General features: G+C 58.5%; 19 protein-coding genes. 6 read left to right on the forward strand and 13 right to left on the reverse strand.

The features are described 5' to 3' along the window. The first annotated feature begins 201 nt into the window (after nucleotides 1-201). The gene (locus A0U94_RS04890) at nucleotides 202-1,557 is read left to right on the forward strand and encodes a carbohydrate porin (protein WP_249208412.1); all 1,356 of its coding nucleotides are present in this window, start codon (nucleotides 202-204) and stop codon (nucleotides 1,555-1,557) included. A 4-nt stretch (nucleotides 1,558-1,561) separates the two neighbouring features. On the opposite strand, the gene A0U94_RS04895 is transcribed toward A0U94_RS04890, so the two are convergent. Then, nucleotides 1,562-1,990 carry an Lrp/AsnC family transcriptional regulator gene (locus A0U94_RS04895; protein WP_062027508.1) on the reverse strand — a complete coding sequence of 143 codons (429 nt, stop codon included), beginning with the start codon at nucleotides 1,988-1,990 and terminating at the stop codon, nucleotides 1,562-1,564. 120 nt (nucleotides 1,991-2,110) lie between these two features. Between A0U94_RS04895 and A0U94_RS04900 the strand changes: the two genes are divergently transcribed. Then, complete coding sequence (locus A0U94_RS04900; RefSeq protein WP_077803855.1) at nucleotides 2,111-3,178, forward strand: saccharopine dehydrogenase family protein; 1,068 nt, start codon at nucleotides 2,111-2,113, stop codon at nucleotides 3,176-3,178. A gap of 7 nt (nucleotides 3,179-3,185) precedes the next feature. Here A0U94_RS04900 and A0U94_RS04905 read toward each other — a convergent pair whose 3' ends face one another. Then, nucleotides 3,186-4,232 carry a YeiH family protein gene (locus tag A0U94_RS04905; RefSeq protein ID WP_077802617.1) on the reverse strand — a complete coding sequence of 349 codons (1,047 nt, stop codon included), beginning with the start codon at nucleotides 4,230-4,232 and terminating at the stop codon, nucleotides 3,186-3,188. 109 nt (nucleotides 4,233-4,341) lie between these two features. On the opposite strand from A0U94_RS04905, the gene A0U94_RS04910 reads away from it, so the two are divergent. Continuing rightward, complete coding sequence (locus A0U94_RS04910) at nucleotides 4,342-5,238, forward strand: LysR substrate-binding domain-containing protein (protein ID WP_077802618.1); 897 nt, start codon at nucleotides 4,342-4,344, stop codon at nucleotides 5,236-5,238. 54 nt (nucleotides 5,239-5,292) lie between these two features. On the opposite strand, the gene A0U94_RS04915 is transcribed toward A0U94_RS04910, so the two are convergent. Continuing rightward, nucleotides 5,293-5,499 carry a cold-shock protein gene (locus tag A0U94_RS04915; protein WP_062027513.1) on the reverse strand — a complete coding sequence of 69 codons (207 nt, stop codon included), beginning with the start codon at nucleotides 5,497-5,499 and terminating at the stop codon, nucleotides 5,293-5,295. Nucleotides 5,500-5,874: 375 nt separating this feature from the next. On the opposite strand from A0U94_RS04915, the gene A0U94_RS04920 reads away from it, so the two are divergent. Beyond that, complete coding sequence (locus A0U94_RS04920) at nucleotides 5,875-7,140, forward strand: glycerate kinase type-2 family protein (RefSeq protein ID WP_077802619.1); 1,266 nt, start codon at nucleotides 5,875-5,877, stop codon at nucleotides 7,138-7,140. 50 nt (nucleotides 7,141-7,190) lie between these two features. Here the strand turns inward: A0U94_RS04920 and A0U94_RS04925 are convergent, their stop codons facing one another. Continuing rightward, nucleotides 7,191-8,816 carry an inorganic phosphate transporter gene (locus tag A0U94_RS04925; protein ID WP_077802620.1) on the reverse strand — a complete coding sequence of 542 codons (1,626 nt, stop codon included), beginning with the start codon at nucleotides 8,814-8,816 and terminating at the stop codon, nucleotides 7,191-7,193. Between the two features lie 352 nt (nucleotides 8,817-9,168). Here A0U94_RS04925 and A0U94_RS15850 point away from each other — a divergent pair, with 352 nt between their 5' ends. Together A0U94_RS15850 and A0U94_RS04930 are read left to right on the forward strand one after the other, a co-directional pair. Continuing rightward, complete coding sequence (locus A0U94_RS15850) at nucleotides 9,169-9,336, forward strand: hypothetical protein (protein WP_165919968.1); 168 nt, start codon at nucleotides 9,169-9,171, stop codon at nucleotides 9,334-9,336. A gap of 141 nt (nucleotides 9,337-9,477) precedes the next feature. Further along, complete coding sequence (locus tag A0U94_RS04930; protein WP_077802621.1) at nucleotides 9,478-11,967, forward strand: phosphocholine-specific phospholipase C; 2,490 nt, start codon at nucleotides 9,478-9,480, stop codon at nucleotides 11,965-11,967. A 13-nt stretch (nucleotides 11,968-11,980) separates the two neighbouring features. Here A0U94_RS04930 and A0U94_RS04935 read toward each other — a convergent pair whose 3' ends face one another. From A0U94_RS04935 to A0U94_RS04975, 9 genes are all read right to left on the reverse strand, one after another. After that, the gene (locus A0U94_RS04935) at nucleotides 11,981-12,265 is read right to left on the reverse strand and encodes a hypothetical protein (protein ID WP_077802622.1); all 285 of its coding nucleotides are present in this window, start codon (nucleotides 12,263-12,265) and stop codon (nucleotides 11,981-11,983) included. Beyond that, nucleotides 12,262-13,725 carry a PepSY-associated TM helix domain-containing protein gene (locus A0U94_RS04940; RefSeq protein ID WP_077802623.1) on the reverse strand — a complete coding sequence of 488 codons (1,464 nt, stop codon included), beginning with the start codon at nucleotides 13,723-13,725 and terminating at the stop codon, nucleotides 12,262-12,264. Before A0U94_RS04940 ends, A0U94_RS04935 begins: the two co-directional genes overlap by 4 nt. Then, nucleotides 13,722-14,024 (reverse strand): hypothetical protein, encoded by a 303-nt coding sequence (locus tag A0U94_RS04945; RefSeq protein WP_077802624.1) that lies wholly within the window; start codon nucleotides 14,022-14,024, stop codon nucleotides 13,722-13,724. The genes A0U94_RS04940 and A0U94_RS04945 overlap by 4 nt, the downstream gene beginning before the upstream one ends. Next, nucleotides 14,008-16,197, reverse strand: coding sequence for a TonB-dependent siderophore receptor (locus tag A0U94_RS04950; protein WP_077802625.1), 2,190 nt, complete (start codon nucleotides 16,195-16,197; stop codon nucleotides 14,008-14,010). Before A0U94_RS04950 ends, A0U94_RS04945 begins: the two co-directional genes overlap by 17 nt. A 183-nt stretch (nucleotides 16,198-16,380) precedes the next feature. Continuing rightward, complete coding sequence (locus A0U94_RS04955) at nucleotides 16,381-17,154, reverse strand: SDR family NAD(P)-dependent oxidoreductase (RefSeq protein WP_077802626.1); 774 nt, start codon at nucleotides 17,152-17,154, stop codon at nucleotides 16,381-16,383. 18 nt (nucleotides 17,155-17,172) lie between these two features. Next, nucleotides 17,173-18,276 (reverse strand): ABC transporter ATP-binding protein, encoded by a 1,104-nt coding sequence (locus A0U94_RS04960; RefSeq protein WP_077802627.1) that lies wholly within the window; start codon nucleotides 18,274-18,276, stop codon nucleotides 17,173-17,175. Between the two features lie 53 nt (nucleotides 18,277-18,329). Next, nucleotides 18,330-19,157, reverse strand: a complete 828-nt coding sequence (locus A0U94_RS04965) for a carbohydrate ABC transporter permease (protein ID WP_077802628.1) — start codon at nucleotides 19,155-19,157, stop codon at nucleotides 18,330-18,332. Between the two features lies 1 nt (nucleotide 19,158). Beyond that, nucleotides 19,159-20,067: a carbohydrate ABC transporter permease gene (locus A0U94_RS04970; protein WP_077802629.1), complete on the reverse strand. Its 909-nt coding sequence runs from the start codon at nucleotides 20,065-20,067 to the stop codon at nucleotides 19,159-19,161. Nucleotides 20,068-20,093: 26 nt separating this feature from the next. Further along, a complete protein-coding gene (locus A0U94_RS04975) occupies nucleotides 20,094-21,422 on the reverse strand; it encodes an ABC transporter substrate-binding protein (protein ID WP_062029604.1) in 1,329 nt (442 codons plus the stop codon). Between the last annotated feature and the right edge of the window lie 13 nt (nucleotides 21,423-21,435).

Raw genomic sequence — 21,435 nt, forward strand, 5'->3', positions numbered from 1 at the left:
CTGCAAGGGGATGTTGGTTTGAGGCATGTGAGTAAATTCCTGACGTTGGTTTCTTCTGGTACGGCTTATCGTCGATCCGGTTCCGCTCTGTCGTTCGCTTTCGCCTGCGGGCTGGGGGTGCTGACGATGGGGTCTGGTACCGCTGAGGCGCAGAGCAGCAAGAGCAAGGCCAGTTCGGAAGATCTGACGAATCCTGCCCCCATGGGGTCAGAGACGCAGCCGGTTCCTCCGCTGTCCACGACCATTCCGGGTTTTCTCCAGTCTCCTTATGGACCACCGTCCTTTGGTGCGCCCTACGGCACGACCCATATGTTCGGGACCTGGGGAGGGGTACAGCCCTGGCTCCAGAAGCATGGCATCTATGTTGCGGTGGATGTGTATGAAAGTCTTATGGGCAATGTGACGGGTGGTCGTCACCAGACCGAGACGAATGCCGGGCAGGTCGGCGTGACGGTTGATCTGGACTGGCACCAGATTCTGGGTGGCGACTGGTCGAAGGATCTGTGGCTGCATACGCTCATGGTCAACGGGCATGGCCGGAACCTGAGCGGTGATATCGGGGATAATGTCACGCAGGCCCAGCAGATCTATGGTGCGCGTGGCAATGTCGTGGCGCATCTCGTCTGGGCTTATGCGGAAAAAGCGTGGTTCAACCGGAAGGTGGATCTGGCGGCAGGGTGGATCCCGACGGGGACGTTCTTCAACAACTCCCCCTGGCTTTGCAGCTTCACGAACGTTTCCATGTGCGGAAACGTGACGCCGACCAAGTACCTCAATGGCGGACGTGACTGGCCGTCGGGCAATATGGGCACGGTTCTGCGTCTGATGCCGAACCCGCATCTCTATCTGATGGGCGGGCTGTTTGCCGTGTCTCCCCATTCCTATAATGGCGGTATTTCCGGCTGGTCCTGGGCGCAGAGCGGGCTTGGAAAGCTTTCTACCGAGGTTGAACTGGGCTGGATTCCGGAGTTCGGCAAGGACAAGCTGATCGGCCATTACAAGGTCGGCGCCATGTACGACAATTCGCGCTATCACGATCTGTATGATGACGGTTCGGGGCAGGCCTGGGTGTTGAGTGGCCGGAGTCCGCGCTATCAGAGTGGTCAGACGTCCGTCTGGGTGCTGATGGATCAGATGCTGATCCGGCATGGGGATGGCCCGATGAACGGCCTCATGCTGGCAGGATACTATTCCTATGCCTCTGGCCAGACCTCGGCGATGAACCATCATTTGGTCGGCTCTCTGCTTGATACCGGAAAGCTTTGGGGGCGTCCGCTGGATACGTGGGGTATTGCGTATCAGTGGATGAACTTCAGCCGGGCTGCGACCCTTCAGCAGGAAGCGTCGTTTGATAATGGGCTGCCGTTCCAGTCCACCAATTTCGGTGTTCCGCACGGCATTCAGTCCCATGAGAACATTTACGAATTCTTCTACAGCTATCACATCATGAATGGTCTGACGCTTCAGCCGGACTTTCAATATTTCAACCGTCTTGGCGGAACCACCCGCTACAAGGATGCTGCGGTTCTGGGACTGGTGTTCAACGCCGCTCTCTGAGGGATCAGTTCCCTTTACGGAAGCGTGTGGAGAGGATGATGGCGGACACCGTCCTCTCTACGCCTTCCATCTGGCCGATGTCGTCAATGGCACGGTTGATGCCCTCCGTCGTTGCGGCGCCGAGCAGGGCGATCAGATCCGAGGCGCCGCTGACTGCGTGTAATTCGCGGAGTTCGGGTAGCGTTTTCAGGTCGCGCTCCACCTTCTGGCTGTGACGGGGCGTGATGACGATCGAGACATGTGCACGCAGCAGGTCGTCGTCAGTATTTTCCACAAGCGTATAGCCACGGATATGGCCCTGCCGCTCCAGGCGTTCCATGCGTCCCTGAAGGGTAGTGCGTGAAATCCCCAGCCTGCGCGCCAGCGCAGCTGTGGGCGTGCGCGCATTGCGTCGCAGGATGTCGAGCAGGGCCTGATCTAGTGAATCCGTCATTCTGCCAGTTATAACCGGCAATCTGCCGATGGAAACTGTATTTCATCGTCGGGATGCCGCTTGAGATCCGTCTGCCCTGATCGTGATGCTGTCATAACACTTCCGGAACAGGATATGATTATGAAGCAGGTTACGGTTGCAGGCGCGGGAAAGATCGGTTCAGCCATTGCAGAACTCCTTCATCACGGAGGCTATGGCGTCACGCTGCTGGACTGCCATGCTGATCATCTTCAGGGACTGAGTTTGCCGGAAGGCATCAGGCGCAGGACAGTGGACATCGCAAAAGGGCTGGATCCGGCGCTGCTGGACGGTCAGTTCGCCGTACTGTCGGCACTCCCCTTTCATCTGACGCGGAATATTGCAAAAGCGGCTGCGGCGGCCGGCACGCATTACCTCGATCTGACGGAGGACGTGGCCTCCACGAAAGATGTGCGGGCACTGGCCGAAGGGGCGTCCAGCGCATTCATTCCACAATGTGGTCTGGCGCCGGGCTTTGTTTCCATTGCTGCACATGATCTGGCGCAGCATTTCGACGAGGTGGAGACAATCCGGTTGCGGGTCGGGGCGCTGCCGCGGTTTCCGTCCAACGCGCTGGGTTATAACCTGACCTGGAGCACGGAAGGTCTGATCAACGAATATATCGAGCCGTGCGAAGCGATCGTAGACGGGCGGCGGGTTGTGGTTCCCGCTCTGGACGGGGTCGAGACGCTGGGTGTTGATGGCGTGACCTATGAAGCCTTCAACACGTCAGGCGGGCTCGGGTCTCTGTGCGAGACCTATGAGGGCAAGGTTCGGGAACTCAATTATCGCACCATGCGCTATCCGGGCCATCGGGATATCATGAAGGTTCTGCTGTCGGATCTGCGTCTGTCGGAGCGGCGGCATATCCTTCAGGATATTTTCACGCATGCCATTCCGGGGACTGCACAGGATTTGGTTGTGCTTTCCGTTATCGTGACAGGTCTGAAGAACGGAAAGCTCCAGCAGGAAACTGTGGCCCGTTCCATTGAGGCGCAGGATTTCATGGGAGGGTTCCGCACGGCGATCCAGCTTACGACGGCCGGGTCCATCTGTGCCGTTCTGGATCTGCTGGCGGAAGGAAAAATTCCGACTCAGGGTTTTGTCCGGCAGGAAGATATTCCCCTAGCTGATTATCTGGCCAACCGTTACGGGAAAATCTACCAGTAGGATTGTGTCAGGTCAGGATCTTCATCAGCGCCAGACTGGCGCTGACGAGGCCGGCCAGAGACAGGGCGACCGTGAGCATCAACGGCCCGCTGGCCTTGAAGACGGAGCGGATATCGATGCTCATTCCCAATGCGGCCATCGCCATGACGGTCAGGGTCGTGGCGAGGGTGTTGAGGACGGGAAGAAGCGCTTCAGGGATTATGTTGAAAGACCGGCAGGTTATCATCAGCAGAAATCCCGTGATGTACCACGGGATAAGACGACGTGACGTTTGATGCGTTCCTGTCTGACGGTTTTTGCGGGCGTACAGAAGCGACAGGACAATGCACACGGGTCCCAGCGTCAGGACACGCATGAGCTTGACCAGTGTTCCGGTATGCAGGGCAGCGGTCCCGAATGGTGACGCTGCCGCCATGACCTGTGGGACGGCATAGACGGTCAGTCCGGCAACGCTGCCTTCCGCGATATCGGACAGATGCAGGAATGGCAGAAGAAGTGGCAGGCCCAGAACAATGGCAAGACCGCCTGTGGCGGTGAAGGCAAGAGCGGCGCCAATATCTTCTTCACGGGCATGAATGACGGGTGCGACGGCCATGATGGCGGAGTTTCCGCAGATCGAATTGCCGCAGGCGACGAGGAGGGTCTGTGAGTGGGACAGGCCGGTGAGGCGTCCGATCAGTATGGTGAGGGCAAGGCTGAAAGCGACAATGCCGAAAACACAGACGAGAATCCCGGGGCCTGCCGAGACAATTCCCGTCATGCTAAATCCGGTTCCAAGAAGAACGATTGCCACATCCAGAAGGGATTTTGAACAGAACCTGATCCCTGGATCGAAAACGCGGCTTCGACTGGAGACCATTCGGAGGCAGATCCCGATGACAAGGGCCAGATTAAGCATTTCAAGCCATGATTTCTGAAGGAATGCGCGTTCGATTTTTTCTGCTTCAAAAGCCAGCAGGGCCGTGCTCACGCAAAGAGCGATGCCGGGAAATTTTGTGACCAAAATTTCGGGCAATCTGAAAGCAGGCCGGTTTCTGAAGCAGGATATGTGCATGATGATCTCCCTTGCCGGAGATATCTAGGCTGAGGCCGATATATCATTCCAACGAATAACTTTTTTGATTCCAATCGGAAAATCAGATGGAATCTGTTAGAAAGACGGCATGACACTCGACCAGCTTCGTCTTTTCATCGCCGTTGCAGAACGTGAGCACGTCACAGCCGCAAGCCAGGCGATGAACGTGACCCAGTCCGCAGTTTCGGCCGCTATTGCGGCGCTGGAAGCGCGTTATGGGATCAAGCTTTTCCATCGGGTTGGGCGGGGGATCGGTCTGACGGATGCCGGACGGCTGTTTCTGCCGGAGGCACGGGCGGTGGTGGCGCAGGCAACGGCCGCTGAGAATATTCTGAAGGATATCAGCGGTTTGAGGCGGGGGACGCTGAAGGCTGTCGCCAGTCAGACCATTGCCGCATACTGGTTGCCCGCGATCCTTGTCGCCTTCCGGAAGAGATATCCAGATATCGAGGTCGAGCTGGCGATCAGCAATACGGAAGAAGCGGCCCGAATGGTCCGGGAGGGCGAGGCCGAGGTCGGGATTGTGGAGGCCGTTGTCGATGACCCCGCATTGGCGCAATGGCCGGTCGGCGAGGACCATATGATTCTCGTGCAGGCAAGTTCCCTGATTCCACCCCGGATCGACGCCGTCTGGTTACGTCAACAGGATTGGGTCATGCGAGAGGCGGGCTCCGGGACACGCTCAGCGTTGGAGCTCTATCTGGGAAGATATCACATCGGCATCGAAGATCTGAATATCAGTCTTGTTCTGCCTTCAAATGAGGGTGTGCAGACGGGCATAGAAGCGGGGGCCGGGATCGGCGCATTGTCGTCTCTGGTTGTTGGTCCGGCGTTGCGCGCAGGCACGTTGCATGCCGTACTTCAGGTCCCTGAAAGTCGTTTTTTCTATGGTCTGCGTCACAAGGAGCGTTATCAGAGCCCGGCTGCCACGGCCCTGCTTGGTATGAGCGAATTTACCGCAGTTTCCCGGGGTATGCAGACATGAAAAAAGCCGCCCGTAAAGGCGGCTTTCTGCACATCAGAATGTACATCGGGGCAATCAGATTGCCTTGATGCTCACTGCTGAGGTCTTGCCGTTGCGACCAGCTTCGAGCTCGTAAGAGACGTGCTGACCTTCGTTGAGGGTGTGCATTCCGGCGCGCTCGAGTTCAGAGATATGAACGAACGCGTCCTGTCCACCGTTGTCAGGCTGGATGAAGCCAAAGCCCTTGGTGGAGTTAAACCATTTTACGGTGCCTGTTGCCATAACGAGGCTCCTTTTTAACAATAGCAGTCGTGTACAAGATACACACGAAATCATAACACTTAAGGAGAACGAATGGCGCAACACGCGCCGAAAACTCGCCTAAGAGCACCTGCCGGATCAATGTAGACGGCATATTTCGTCATAATGCAAGAAAAAAATCTCTGGAAAGAAATTCAAACTGTGACGTCGGGTAATATCGAAGGTGGTTCTCCTGTGAATTTATTTTCAGATAATCGTGATTTCATTCTCGGTGTGAAATATGAGCCCCTCTGAAAATTACGGATTCCACCGAAGTTTTACTGGAATCATGGAAATTGAGTGTGACCAGGCTAGTGGGCGAAACCTCACGTGCAAGAGGACAGACAGGAACTGACAATGATGTTTCAGGATCGCACGTTTCTGACGGGACTTTTCGAGGCAGCCGTTGGAGCGGCAGAACCCGATCGCATTCTGGGGGCGTATCTTCCCGATCCCCCTAAAGGACGAACGGTCGTTATCGGTGCGGGGAAAGGGGCTGCCCAGCTTGCGGCGGCTTTTGAGCGTGTCTGGACCGGGCCGCTGAGCGGTGTAGTGGTCACCCGTTACGGCAATGTGTGTTCAACGCAGTTCATTCGTGTGCTGGAGGCGTCGCACCCGGTGCCAGACGAGGCCGGCCTGAGGGCAACAGACGCACTGTTTGACGCCGTGAGAGGACTTGGGCCGGATGATCTTGTGGTGGCGCTGATCTGTGGCGGCGGATCTGCCCTGCTGCCCTGTCCGCCAGCGGGACTGACGCTTGCGGATGAGTCTGAACTCAATCGTGTGCTGCTGGCATCAGGGGTGCCGATTTCGGTTATGAACAGCATCCGCAAGCAGGTCTCCGGTATCAAGGGCGGCCGTCTTGCAGCGGCGGCCAGTCCGGCGAAGGTGGTGTCTCTCGTGGTGTCCGACGTTCCGTTCGATGATCCGGCACAGGTGGCTTCAGGGCCTACCGTGCCGGACATGGGAACCCGCGAAGACGCCCGGCGCCTTGTGAAAAGCTGGAAAATACAGCTTCCGGCGAAGGTCCGCTTATGGCTCGATGGGGAGGAAAGCCGGGCCCCACTGGCAACCGATCCGGTGTTCAGCGGGAACACTGTCCGCGTGATCGCCTCCGCGCATCTGTCTCTGGAAGCTGCGGCGGAAAAGGCGCGGCAGGCTGGAATTCAGCCTGTGATCCTGTCCGATGCGATTGAAGGGGAAGCCAGAGATGTCGGAAAGGTTCATGCCGCTCTGGTGCGGGAGATCGTTCTGAGAGATCGGCCTTTCCGGCGGCCGGTCGTGGTCCTGTCAGGCGGCGAAACCACAGTAACGATGCGCGGGCAGGGGCGGGGCGGCCGGAACACAGAGTTTCTTCTGGCTTTTGCGCTTGCGGCGGAGGGCTTCCCGTTTGTGGCTCTGGCGGCGGATACCGATGGCATTGACGGGTCAGAAGACAATGCGGGAGCGTTCGCCGATGGGGCCAGCATGGAGCGTTTGCGGGAGAGAGGGATCAGTCCCATTGATCTTCTGATGGAAAATGACGCCTATACCGCGTTCGAGGCTTTGGGTGACCTGTTTGTGCCCGGGCCGACCGGGACGAACGTCAATGATTTCAGGGCGATCCTGATACGTCAGGAATAGGACGGAAGCCCTGTACGGATCTGGTTTCCGCACAGGGCGTCAGGGTTTCTTCAGAAAATCTGGCGGAACAGGACATACAGGATGCCTGCGATTGCCATGGCGGCGGGCAGGGTGGTGACCCATGCAAGAGCCATGGAGCGGAGGGTTGAGATCTGAATACCTGATCCGTTGGCCGCCATTGTTCCAGCCACGCCGCTCGACAGGATGTGCGTCGTCGAGACGGGGAGGCCGTATCTTTCGGCCAGACCAATGGTCGTCATCGCCACGAGTTCAGCCGAGGCTCCTTCGGCATAGGTCATGTGGGTCTTGCCGATCTTTTCACCGACCGTCACCACAATGCGCTTCCATCCGACCATTGTTCCAAGACCCAGCGCAATGGCGACGGAAATCTTGACCCAAAGCGGAATGAAACGTGTGCCGTGATAGAGTTCTGACTGGAAGGATTTCAGCGCATCCTTTTCCACCGGTGTGAAGTCCTTTGCTTCTCCCATGACGCGGATGGCGTCTGCGACCAGATACATGTCCGTACGGACGTTTGGCACGGCCGCGGCAGGGACGGCCTTCATGGAACCATAGGTTTTGACCGAGGTGGAGATGTCGTTGCTGAGAACGGCCAGCGCATCATAAGTCTGCGGAGAGGCCACGGACTTGGCGCGCAGGCCGGCGCCCACGATTTCGCGGGCGTTTTCTGCCGTCAGGGTGGTGGAAGGGGCCGGAGTATGGCTCAGGAAGATCTTTTCGGCTTCCGCGGAGGTCTGGAAAAAGGCCGGCATGGCGCTTTCCGGCATGGCGCGGTTCAGGGCATAGGCGGTGGGAGCCGCGCCGATCAGGATCAGCATGATCAGGCCCATGCCTTTCTGCCCGTCATTGCCCCCATGCGAGAACGAGACGCCTGTGCAGGTAAAGATCAGCAGTGCGCGGATCCACAGAGGCGGCGGGGTATCGCCCTTGGGGGCCTGATAGAGTGCCTTGTTGCGGATCAGCAGCTTCATGACGAGCAGCAGAAGTCCGGCCATGACGAACCCGCAGATGGGGCTGAACAGCAGGGCGGAGAACACCTTTCCGACCTGGCTCCAGTCAACACCCTGGGTCGCAGCTCCGGTCGGCGACATCAGCTGGTTGGCCAGGCCGACGCCCATGATCGACCCCACGAGGGCATGGGACGAACTATTGGGGATGCCGAATGCCCATGTCACGAGATTCCACACGATGGCAGCGATCAGAAGGGCGAAAATCATGGCGTAGCCCGCGCCACTTCCGGCCTGCAGGATCAGTTCCACCGGCAGAAGTGTGACGATGCTGTAGGCGACTGCGCCAGTTGACAGCGCAACCCCAAGAAAATTCCAGAATCCGGACCAGATGACGGCAATCAGCGGTGGCAGGCTGCGGGTATAGATGACGGTTGCGACGGCGTTGGCCGTGTCGTGGAAGCCGTTAACGAACTCGAAAGCCAGAGCAATGATCAGTGCGATGCCGAGCATCACGAAGGTTCCCGTTGCGAGGGCCCCTTCGCCGACCGAATGCATGTCCCGAAGGATACTGAATGCGGCGAAGCCCAGTGCGCCGATCAAGACTGCGAAAAAGAGGACAACATGAAGAGGCTTGTTGCCTCCGCTCATGTCGGGGCGCGAAGAGGACTGGATTTCCGCGCGGGAACCTATCGTCGTTTCAGACATCACCGATCCATGGGTTGTTTACCTTTTTTCAATTTATGGCAGCCCGCAAAGGGATGCGACCATTGAAACATGACTGTTTTGCGACAGTCGATATACCTTAAAAATCTGCGGGTTTATTTTAATTAGAAAAATATAGTGTCATATTATGAAGATAGTGATTTTTGATTTACTGGTTCCGATTGGGGTGGATGGGAATTTTATTTCGGGAATGACTGTATTTTTTGGTGGGCGGCATGATGAAAGGGCAGGCCTGTCCGGGTACAGACTGAAAATCGTTTCGGATTTCTGAAAGAAACCGGAGAAAGCCTGCGGCGTTTTACCGTGTCGAAACGTTTTTTGAAGGAACACTCCCATGCGAAAATCAATCCTGCTTCTTCTTGCTCTTTCTGTGTCGTGCGTTACGCTGACGGCCTGCGAACATCATCGGACGTTTGGCGAGAAGGTTCGCGATACTGTTGATCCGCCGAAGGGGCCGGTCGAGCGCGCAGGACGCTCTGTTGACCGCTCGCTTGGGAACTGATCCTCGCCACGGTTGCGGGTGGTGAAACCTTTATTAAATTGTAAAAACGGGGGGTGAACCGGTTCTGCGAAGTGTCTAGGACTGTCCTGATATACCTTTTCTGGCGTTACAAACGCCTTCCGGTTTCAGGCAAAGATCAACATGTCCTCTCGCAGAACCTTTCTCAAATATGCCCTGTTCGGCGGAGCGGCCGCAGCAACGCAGGGGCTGCCGGCCGCCATTCGCCGCGCTTACGCCATAGCGCCCGATCCGGGAACGACATATCTGAATGCCGAGCATGTGGTGATCCTCATGCAGGAAAACCGGTCTTTCGATCATATGTTCGGAACACTTGCCGGTGTTCGCGGGTTCAATGACAGGCGGGCCATCCGGCAGAAAAATGGTAATTCCGTTTTCGTGCAGTCGGGGAAGGGGGGCGAGACCTATGCACCCTGGCGCCTCAACATTCATGATACCAGAGTCACATGGATGGGCTCGATCCCGCATTCACGGGACAGTCAGGTCGATGCCTGGAATGGGGGGCATCATGATGACTGGATTGATGCCAAGCGTCCTCACAAAAAGGAATACAAACAGTATCCTTTGACGATGGGTTATTATACGCGCGAGGATCTTCCGTTTTATTACGCGCTGGCCGATGCCTTTACGGTCTGTGACCAGAATTATTGTGGGGCGATGACAAGCACGACGCCCAATCGCCTGATCTTCTGGACGGGAACCGTCCGTGACAAGCAGAACACGACGTCCAGCGTCTATATGCGGAACCCGGAAATTCTCGAAGGCGGGATGACCTGGACGACTTTTCCGGAGCGGCTGGAAAAGATCGGGGTTTCCTGGAAGTTCTATCAGAACGAACTCAGTCAGACGGGAGGGATGTCCGGGGCGGAACGATCCTGGCTGTCGAACTTCGGATGTAACGTTCTGGAGTGTTTTGACAGCTTCAATGTCGGTTCCAATCCAGGCTTCGGAGACTGGATTGACGAGCGGATCCAGGAATGTTCCGAGCATATCAACCGGCTTGAAAAACTTGAGATGCTGGTTTCGGGTGAGCGTGGTGAGCAGCTTGTGGAAGCCAGGGCTCTGATGGACGTTCTGCGCCGGCGGCAGAAATCAGCAAAGGGTTATGAAGAGCTGACCCCGGCGGAGCGCGCACTTTTCACCAGGGCGTTCGTGACGAACAAGGCTGATCCGGATTATCATTCGCTTGAAGATCTGGCGTTTGAGGATGATCCGGAAGCGAAGGGAATGAAAGCGCCCAAGGGCGATGTGCTCTACCAGTTCCGCAAGGACGCGAGGACAGGGACTCTTCCGGCCGTTTCATGGCTGGCCGCTCCGGAGCATTTCTCGGACCACCCGACATCGGCCTGGTACGGGGCGTGGTATGTCTCGGAGGTCATGAATATTCTGACTGAAAATCCCGAGGTCTGGAAAAAGACCATTTTCATCCTGACCTATGATGAAAATGACGGGTATTTCGATCATTGCTGTTCTTACGCTGCCCCCGATCCCCAGCGTCCGGAGACGGGGCGGTCTTCCGGGACAATTGGAGCGGACGGACTGGAGTATACGGTCGCTGAAGATGAAGTCCGACTGGGTGTTCCCGAGCGACTGGCCCGGAGCGGCCCGATTGGCCTCGGGTTCCGGGTGCCGATGGTGGTTGCGTCCCCGTGGAGCCGGGGCGGACGGGTCAATTCAGAGCTTTTCGACCACAGTTCGACGTTGCAGTTTCTCGAGCATTTTGTGGAACGGAAGTTCGGAACGTCTGTTCGGGAGACGAATATTTCTCCCTGGCGTCGTGCGATCTGTGGCGATCTGACGTCCTGCTTTCATTCTTCCGAAGAGGCTGCACCGTCTCTGAGTTATCTGGATCGCGACACGCATCTGCGGGTGATTGAGGATGCACGGAACCGTCCCATGCCGGGCGGTTTTCGCTCTCTGTCCGCTTCCGAGATGGCGACACTGAGGGCACAGCCGGATCTGTTGCGGGAAACCGTGCGGCAGGAACCGGGAACACGTCCGGCCTGTGCGCTGCCGTATGAACTTTATTGCGACGGGGGCGTGCAGGCTGGAGAGGGGCGCGTGCATCTGAAGCTCCGCGCAGGCCGGAGTGTTCATGGGGAACGCTCTGCGGGTGCGCCGTTCAATGTCTATGATTATCGCAATGATGGTAGGGACATGCAGGCGGGCACCTATGCTGTTGCGGCTGGTGACGACACGGATGTGACGCTTCCGGTCGTAGAAGGGCTGTATGATGTGGCGGTTCATGCGCCCAATGGCTTTTACCGGGCCTATCGGGGGCATATTGACCGTGTTCTGTTGCGCTCCGCATGTCGCTATGAAAGCAGTGCAAAGGGGAGGGGCGCAGCACTTCTTCTCTCCCTTAGCAATGGCGGCAGGGCTCCGGTGACTGTCCAGTACCGGACGGGAGATGCTGCGCCGTTGCAAACGGTTGTTCTGAAATCCGGTGGGCATAAAGACATCAGGCTGGATCTGTCAGCCACGCATCAGTGGTATGATGTGACGCTGACTTCTCCGGAGGACCCGGACTTCAGGCATGTGCTGGGCGGGCGGATGGAGACCGGGCAGCCCACGATTACGGATCCGGCTGCGGCGGTGGCGTTTTCCGGCTAACCGTTTTTGACGGTCATGATCGCGAACGCTGTTCCCGCCACGAGCAGAGCAGCGTTGCGATCATGATTTCCGGACCTGCGAGCAGCATCCATTCAAGGGTATTCAGAATGATGAAATCGCTGGACGTGGCCTGAAGAACGAAGCTGGTGGTCAGACCCACGGCAGCGCAGCATTTCAGGATATTCCGTTGCAGATCGGTAAGGCTGTCGCGACACAGGACGCGATTTCCGCGTATCGAGGCCATAACCAAGAGTAGCATTGCACCCTGCCCAAGAAACAGCGAGATGATCCAGTTCATCCCGAGAGAGCCGTTTTTTGCAGGGTGCGCAATGTTGCAAAGGCGAATGACACAGACAGGAGCGCGGACGTTGCGCTGACACCCGCCAGAACGGATGTGTGCCATGGCAGGCTGAGCAGTGAGACCACAAGGCACGCAACCGCGCTGCCGCCCAGCAGTTCCGGCCAGGCCCGTTCCGGACGGCGGGCCAGTGCGTAAAGCAGGGTAAGGCCCCACACGGCGAAGAGAGTTGTCACTTCATAGCCGGCCCGGTGCGGAACTGTTGGGCCGATGAGGCGATTGGCGATGAAAAAGGATGCAAAAGCGAGCGGTGTTCCGCCAAGCACGCCCACATTCAGGCGCGCGACAATCCGGTGTCCCCGATGGTGGGGGCGGCGCAGGCGTTTGATTGCCCACAAATGCATGCCACTGCCGATCACTGCTGCGAGTGCGAGGCCGGAGAGGAAATAGAGCCAGCGCGTGACGGTGGGGGCAAAGCGGGCGACATGCAGTCCGTACAGGAAGCCATAGGTTTTGATGATGGGGCGGTGTTCGATGTGTTGTCTGATGATGCGGCCAGAGGGACCATCGAATGTGATGATCTGAGAGGACGTGCTGACCGTATGGCCGTTACCGGCGATCATGGTCACGAGAGAGGCCTGATCGGACGGATTGAACACATAGATCTGCTCCAGCCCGGCACCCCCGAATTTGCTTTCGGCCTCGCGCAGCATCGGCAGAAAAGGGGCGAGATGGGCAGGATGGCCCGTGGCGGGACGGGAATAGAGAGCAGGGTTGAGCTCGGTATAATACGCCGTCAGATCATTGCGGTAGAGCGCCTGTGTGCTCCACGGAAGTAGCAGCGTGCCGAGCGTGACGGCACCGGTGAAAGAAATCATCAGATGAAAGGGCAGGGCTGCAACACCGAGCAGGTTGTGCATGTCCAGCCAGCTTCTCTGCCCGCGTGAGGGCCGGAAGGTAAAGAAATCCGCAAAAATGCGCCGGTGGATGACAACGCCGGTCATCAGCCCGACAACCAGTGCGAGCGCAGCAAGGGCGGCGATCAGACGGCCGAGAGGATAGGGAAGCTGAAGCTCGAAATGAAAGCGGTAGAAAAATTCGCCGCCGAGCGTGTCGCGGATGCCGTCAGGGCTGCCGGTAGTGGGGTCAAGGGCGCGCTGGATGTAGTTCCCCTTCGCATCCGGCCACAGGGCTGTTGCAAAAGGCTGAAAGGCGTTTGCACTTGCGACATACCATGCGCTGGCGGCAGGGGCGTTGTGGCTCAGCCAGTCCAGCGCATGGGCGTTCACGGTGAGGGGGGCGGAGGCGCCAGCAGGCAATTCGGGTCTGGCCCAGAGATTGATATCCTGTCGGAACACGCTCAGGGCGCCGGACAGGGCAATGGCGAACAGGACCCATCCCGTCACGAGGCCCAGTGTGGTGTGGACCAGTGCCATTGAGGCGCGGAAAGTGTTTTTCATGAGTGCCAGCCGCCGCCGAAAACACAGGCGCTCAGGACAAGGGCCAGAACACCGGTCATTGCTGCCAGTCGCCTGATATTTGTGATCCCGAAAGACATCATGAAGACGAGCGGCCAGAGCAGCAGGCTGAGCAGGATCCCGGCCATGGCGTTATCGGCCCTGGAAAGCGGCAGCCAGAATGCGAGGCACACGCCTGCCAGCGCGGACACCACGTATCCGGCCGGCAGGGCTACGACAAGACGCAGGATCGTGTCGTAGCGCCGGGTGTGTCTGCTCAGCGGTTTACCAGCTGAAGCCAATATTGGCCTGCGCGTTGCGGCGCTCTCCGTAATAGCAGAATTCCTGACCGTAAGAGGCGTAGCTCAGGCAGTTTGCGACAAAGTTCTTGTCAAAGAGATTGCGGACGCTGGCGCCCACGTTCCAGCCATGAAGGCTGTGCGACAGGTTGGAAAGGTCGTAGCGCACCGAAGCATCGAACACGGCATATTGTGGCACCCAGACACTCCCGTAAGACGCTTCGCCGCCATAGGATTTGTTGGAATAGCGCATGCCGCCGCCGAAGCCGAGACCCTTCGCCGGGCCGGAGGGCATTGTATAGAATGCGAACAGCGAGGCATTGCCTTTTCCGGACTGGATCAGGGGCTTGCCGGTTGAGTCGTTATGGACATTCTGGATACTGACAGCGGCTGTCAGAACGAGGTTGTGGAACGGCTCGGCATGGGCTTCGAACTCGAAACCATCTGAATGGACCAGTCCGCTTTCGGCGCTGTAGCCCGTGTTGCCGATCCCGACGAGAACGTTCGTCTGCTCGATATGGAACCCTGCGGCGGTGAGAAGCAGGGATGTGCCCGGGAGCTGGTATTTCAGGCCGCCTTCAAGCTGTTTGCCGATGGACGGGTTGGCCTGACGTACAGTCCTTCCGCCATCTGTCGACACGCTTCCGGACTGGGGCTGAAAGGACGTGGAATAGCTGATGTAGGGGGAGAGGCCGAAATCGAAGTGATAGAGGCCCGAAGCGCGCCATGTGATCTGGCTGGGGCTTTGGTTGGTGGTGGTGTGGTACATGTTGTCGGTCTGGTGGGAGCGGTACCAGTCGTTACGCAGGCTCCCCGTCAGGATCAGGCGCTTCCAGTGGATCTCGTCCTGACCATAAATACCGGCCTGATGGGAGTCGGTATTGTAGTTCACCCAGGGGCTCAGGGGAGCAATGGCCATCTGATAGTCGGGATGGAAGACGTTCATGGACGGAGCGTCGCCGTAGAAGCCGACTTCGGAGGCACTCTGCTGCATGTAGTCGAAGCCGAACATCATGGTGTGACGCAGGGGGCCGGTGCGAACCTTGCCTTTGAACTGGCTGTCGAATGTCAGGTTGTGCGTATGTTCGTTGGTCGCAATGGCCGAGCGGGCCAGTGTGTCATCCGAAACATAATAGCCGCTGTCATAGACGCTGCGATACTGGGTCTTGATGTCGTCGTAACGGCCACGGGTGCTGAAGCTCCAATTGTCGTTGAAACGGTGATTGAAAATGTAGGTGATGGCACCGTGGCGGCGGTTGTATTTTTCGAACGAGGTGTCGCCGTCGTAGAAATTGCGCGGCAGAAAGCCGAACGGCGCGCGTTTGAGCGAACCGACCAGCGGGACGCCGCCATAGGTGCCGTTTTCGGGATCGTATTGGTAATTGCCGAGGATTGTCAGCGTGGTCGGGCCATCGCCGCCGAATGTGAAGGACGGGCTGATCGAGAAGCGGCGGCTGCCGGTCCGGGCGAGCTGGCTGTGCTGGCCGTTGATGGTGCCATCGAGGCGGTAGCGGACAAAGCCGTTCTTCGTCACGAAACCGCCGACATCGGCATCCACGCGATACAGGTCGAACATGCCGCCGGTCGCGTTCACGCTGCCATAAGAGCGCTGATCCGTGGGCAGTCTGCTGGAGAGGGCGACAAGGCCACCGGGGCTCGACTGGCCATAAAGGGCCGAGGCCGGGCCTTTGAGAATTTCGATACGATCCAGACGTGACGTGTCGGTCTGGGCGACGGCGTAACCGGTCGGGCTGTCCTGAAGTTTCAGGCCATCGAGGAATGTCGGTGCCGAAAATCCACGCAGGGCGAACTGGTCATAGCGCGTCCCGACGCCGCCGCCGCGAAGATCCGGCGTAATGCCTGCGGTATATCGGACGGCCTGATTGAGGTTCAAGACGTTGCGGATATCCATTTCGTTGCGGGTGATGACCGTGACCGACTGGGCGGTTTCGACGAGCGGCGTGTCCGACTTGGTGGCGGAAGATGCGATCGTCGAGGCGCGGCGGGCGCGGACCTTGAGCGTCTCGACCGTTTTGGCCTGTGTTCCGGCAGTCTCGGTTTTTCTGGTCCCGGAGCGCTGGGTTTGTTCGGGTGTAACATTCTGGTCGGCTGCGAAGACTTCTCCACTCATGACGAGGGAGAGGGGTATCGCGTAAAAAATCCTGTTGCGGTGCATACCCGACCTCAAATGACTGTTCATGCTGATGCGTGGTCAGAGGCTGGTATCGCTATTGAGAGTTAGTTGCAAGTAGAGGTCTGGAAAATAAAACTTTGAAAGATTTCTTTCATGGAAACGAAGTGTTTCGGTCTGTTGCGAAGGGGGAATCCGGGCAGTTTTCTGCTGCCCGGACCAGCGGATTCACCAGACGGTAAATCCTGCGTCCACGTTCACGATCGCGCCCGTCATGAGGCTTGCGGCGTCGGAGGCCAGGAACTGTACGACCGAGGCGACTTCGTCGGGCTGGCCGACACGTCCCATCGGGGTTCCGGCAATCCAGGCGTCGTAAAGTTCCGGTTTTTCCATGCCGAAGCGCGTGAGGGTGGTTTCGATATAGGTCGGGGCGACGGCATTGGCGCGGATGCCGTGAGGCGCCCATTCTGCGGCCAGCGAACGGATATACTGGTGAACACCTGCCTTTGACGCATTATAGGCAGCCTGTTGCTGGGGACGGTTCACGATCAGGCCGGACATGGAGCCGATCGCGACGATGACGCCCTTCTTCTGCTCGAGCATGATGCGTCCTGCGGCCTGACAGGAGCGGAACATCCCGTTCAGGTTGATATCCACCTGCTTGAGCCACTGACCATCCGTCATGTCCTCTGCCTTGATCTCGGAAATGCAGATCCCCGCGCAGGCGACCAGAATGTCCAGACGGCCTTCCTTTTCATGAACGCTGCGCACGGCGTTCTGTACGCTGTCCGTCTTTGTGACGTCCATGAGAACGCTGCTGACGTCATGACCCTGATCGCGCAGGTCTCGGACGGCCTGGCCTGCGAGCGCTTCGTCGAGGTCCGCAATAACGACGCGTGCGCCCGCTTCGGCAAGGGCCGTTACGCAGGCCAGACCGATGTTCTGTGCGCCACCGGTGACGATGGCGACGCGGTTATCGAGGCGGAGTTTTTCCATGTACATGATGTGTGGTTCCTAAAATCAGGCAGCGAGCGGGTGACGGTGACAGGCCTCGAAGGCCAGGCCGTCAGGAGCAAAAAGGTGACAGTTGCGCGGGGGCAGGGTCAGGCTGACGCGGGTATCCACATCCGTGAGAACGGCGCCATCCGTCTGGACGACGATGATTTCCCCGTCTGGCATGCGGACATGAACGAGCGTGATGGCGCCGAGGCGCTCAATGACTTCCACGACGCCGCTGTTGGGGCCTGAAGATGCCAGTTCGACGTGTTCGGGGCGGATGCCGACCGTCACTTTGGTTCCGGGCAGAAGGCCCGGGGATGTGACGGGGACGTAGAGGTTCGATCCATCCCGGAGTTGCACGCTCGATCCGGCGGCGTCTCCGCCCTGGAAAATGGCCGAGAAGAAGTTCATGGGCGGGGAGCCGATGAAGCGGGCCACGAACAGGTTACGCGGGTGATGGTACAGTTCGAGCGGGGAGCCGATCTGTTCGACCACGCCTTTCTGCAGGACGACGATCTTGTCGGCCATGGTCATGGCTTCGACTTGGTCGTGCGTTACATAGATCGTGGTGGCGCCGAGCTTGCGGTGCAGGGCTGAGAGTTCCACGCGCATCTGACCACGCAGGGCGGCGTCGAGGTTGGAAAGCGGTTCGTCGAACAGGAACACTTTCGGATTGCGTACAATGGCGCGCCCGATGGCGACACGCTGGCGCTGACCGCCGGAAAGCTGTCCGGGCTTGTGGTTCAGATAGGGTTCGAGCTGGAGCGTGCGTGCGACATGCTCGATTTTTGTACGCCGTTCCGCTTCCGGCATGCCGGACAGCTTCAGGCCGAATTCCATGTTTTTGTAAACGTTCATGTGCGGGTAGAGCGCATAGGACTGAAAGACCATAGCCAGACCGCGCTTGCCGGGTTCCACGTCGTTCATGCGCTGGCCGTCAATGAGCAGATCGCCGGATGTAATGTCCTCAAGCCCTGCGATCATACGCAGGAGCGTGGATTTTCCGCAGCCCGACGGGCCGACAAAGACCACGAATTCGCGCTCTTCGATCGACAGGGAGATACCCTTGATGATTTCTTCCGTAAGATACGTCTTGCGGAGGTTTTTGAGTTCGACAGTCGCCATGGGTCAGGCCCCGTTCGTGTAGAAAGAGTGAAGGGAGTGAGCCGGGATCAGAGTCATTTGACGGCTCCGAAGGTCAGGCCGCGGACGAGCTGTTTCTGGCTGATCCAGCCGAAAACGAGGATCGGGGCGACGGCAAGGGTGGAGGCGGCGGACAGTTTTCCGAAGAACAGGCCTTCTGGCGACGAGAACGACGCGATGAAGGCTGTCAGCGGGGCCGCGTGCGAGGACGTCAGGTTCAGGGACCAGAATGCCTCGTTCCAGCACAGGATAAGCGACAGCAGGGCTGTAGACGCGATGCCGGGCAGGGCAAGCGGCAGGAGCACCATCGTCATTTCCTGCCAGCGTGTGGCGCCGTCCATCCGGCCGGCTTCCAGGATGGGGGCCGGGACTTCCCGGAAGAACGTGTAGAGCATCCACACGATGATCGGCAGGTTCGTGAGCATGTCCACGATCGCAAGGCCCGTGCAGGTGTCGAGCAGATGCGTGTTGCGGGCCAGAATGTAGATCGGCACCAGAACGCCCACGGGGGGTAGCATCCGGGTCGAGAGCATCCAGAGCAGAGTCCCGCGGGTGCGCTTTGAAGGCATGAACGCCATTGAATACGCGGCGGGAACAGCCAGTGCGATGGCGATGGCTGTCGCTGCGACCGAGACTATCACTGTATTCAGCGCGAAGTGCCAGTAGTTGGCGCGTTCGAACACCTCGGCATAGCTGCTTAGTGTAGGCATGAAGAACAGCTTCGGCGGCGTAGAGATGGCCTGCACTTCGCTTTTAAAGCTTGTGAGGATCATCCAGAAAATCGGGAAGAACAGCCAGAGCGCTATTCCCCATCCAAGAATGGTTACGCCAATGTGGGTGCTGGTTTTTGTCTTGAGCGCCATGTCAGGCCTCCAGATTGCGGGCTACGGCGCGCACCAGAAAAATTGCGACGATATTGGCGATGACGATTGCGACCACGCCACCCGCTGAAGCACCGCCCACGTCGAACTGAAGCAGGGCGCGGGAATAGATCAGGTAGGCGAGATTGGTAGAGGCCACGCCGGGTCCGCCCGCCGTAGTGACGGAGATTTCGGCAAAGATCGTCAGCAGGTAGATCGTCTCGATCATGACCACGACGCTGATGGCGCGGCCCAGATGCGGCAGAATGATGTAGCGGAAACGCGCGATCGGCCCCGCGCCATCCATGCGGGCGGCTTCACGCTGCTCGCCGTCCAGAGACTGCACGGCCGTCAGCAGGATGAGAACCGCGAAGGGCAGCCATTCCCAGGCGACGATCATCATGACGGTCATGAGCGGAAACCGCGCCAGCCAGTCGATCGGGGTGAGGCCCACGGCCCGCATCATGGCGGAATAGACGCCATAGATCGGGTGCAGCATCAGGTTCTTCCACAACAGCGCGGAAACCGTCGGCATGATGAAGAATGGCGAAATGACCATGATGCGAGCGATGCCGCGTCCGAAGAATTCCTGATCGTACAGAACAGCCAGCAGTGTTCCACCGCCAATGCTGATCAGCAGGACGCCCGCAACGAGGACGAGCGTGTTCAGCAAAGCGTGCAGAAAATCGGGGTCGGTCAGCAGGTACCAGTAATTGTCGATGCCCGCGAAGCCGTGCAGCGTGGGATCAACGAGGTTATAATTCTGTAGCGAGTACCACAGCGTCATGACGAGTGGGACGATCGACCAGACCAGAAGGATCAGGACAGAAGGAGAGAGGAGCAGGAATCCTGTCCTCTTCGTGGTCCGGGCTGTCGCCCCTGCGGGCGGGCTGTGTTCGAGAACGGCCTGCATGGTATCTTGACCTTGATCTGGCGGCGTTATCGCGCGCGGCCGGACTGGCGGAGCGCGCGGGTGACCGAAGCCTGAGCGGATGTCAGCGCCTGATCGACCGTCATCTGGTCGGACAGGGTTGCTGCAACCGTCTGGCCGACCTGAGTGCCGATGGACTGGAATTCCGGGATCGCGACGAACTGGGCGCCTGTGTAGGGGCGGGGCTGTGCGGTCGGACCATTGGGATCAGCGGTCTTGATGGCGTTCAGGACGAAGGAGGCGAAGGGGGCGGCCTTGAGATATTCGGGCGCTGCATAGGTCGAGGCGCGTGTTCCCGGAGGGGCTGCGACCCAGCCCTTCCGGGCGGCGACCAGTTTCACGTAATCCTTGGATGTGGCCCATGTGATGAAGGTCTGGGCATCGGCGCTCTGATGGGAGCTGACGGGCACGGCGAGGCTCCAACTCCACAGCCAGGTCGGTCCTTTGCCGTAGGGGCCTTTGGGAGCGGGAGCAAAGCCGACTTTGTCTGCAACTTGCGACTGCTTCGGATCGAACAGCAGGCCGCCTGCGACCGTAGAATCAATCCAGATTCCGCAATGCCCGCTGGCAAACAGAGCCAAGTTTTCGTTGAAGCCATTGGACGTGGCACCCGGAGGGCCATCAGCCTTCAGGGCAGAGACATACCAGTTCAGGGTCGCTTTCCAGGCGTCGGATGTCAGGGTCGGTTTCCAGGACATGTCGAACCACTGCGCGCCGAACGTGTTGGCGAGCGAGGAAATATACGCCATGTTTTCGCCCCAGCCGGGCTTGCCGCGCAGACAGATGCCGTAGACCTGATTGGGCTTGTCCGTGATCTTGTCCGCGAACTGGCGGATCTGATCATAAGTCGGCTGTTCGGGCATTGTCAGCCCAGCTTTCTGGAACAGGTCCTTGCGGTAATAGGTGATGACGCTCTCGGCATAGAATGGCAGGGCGTAGAGCTTGCCGTCTGCTGTGAGGCTCTCACGCACGGAAGGCAGGATGTCATTCATGTCATAGGCGTCGTCAGGCTTGATTTCGGTGAGCCAGCCCTGCTTGGCCCAGATCGGCACTTCGTAATTGCCGATGGTGACGACATCGAACTGGCCGGTTTTCATGGCGATGTCGGTCGTTACGCGCTGACGCAGGACGTTTTCTTCAAGCGTGACCCAGTTCAGGTGAATGTCGGGATGGGCTTTTTCGAATTCCGTCGAAAGCTGCCGCATGACGATCATGTCGCCGTTGTTCACTGTGGCGATCGTCAGGGTTCCGGCGGCTTGTGCGCTGGAGAGGACCGAGCCTGCGAGCAGGGCGCCAAGGGCGCAGAGGGCTGTACGGGTGGATTTCAGGTGACGCATGGGATGACCTCTG

It is taken from the genome of Gluconobacter albidus, assembly GCF_002005485.1.
Lineage (GTDB): Bacteria > Pseudomonadota > Alphaproteobacteria > Acetobacterales > Acetobacteraceae > Gluconobacter > Gluconobacter albidus.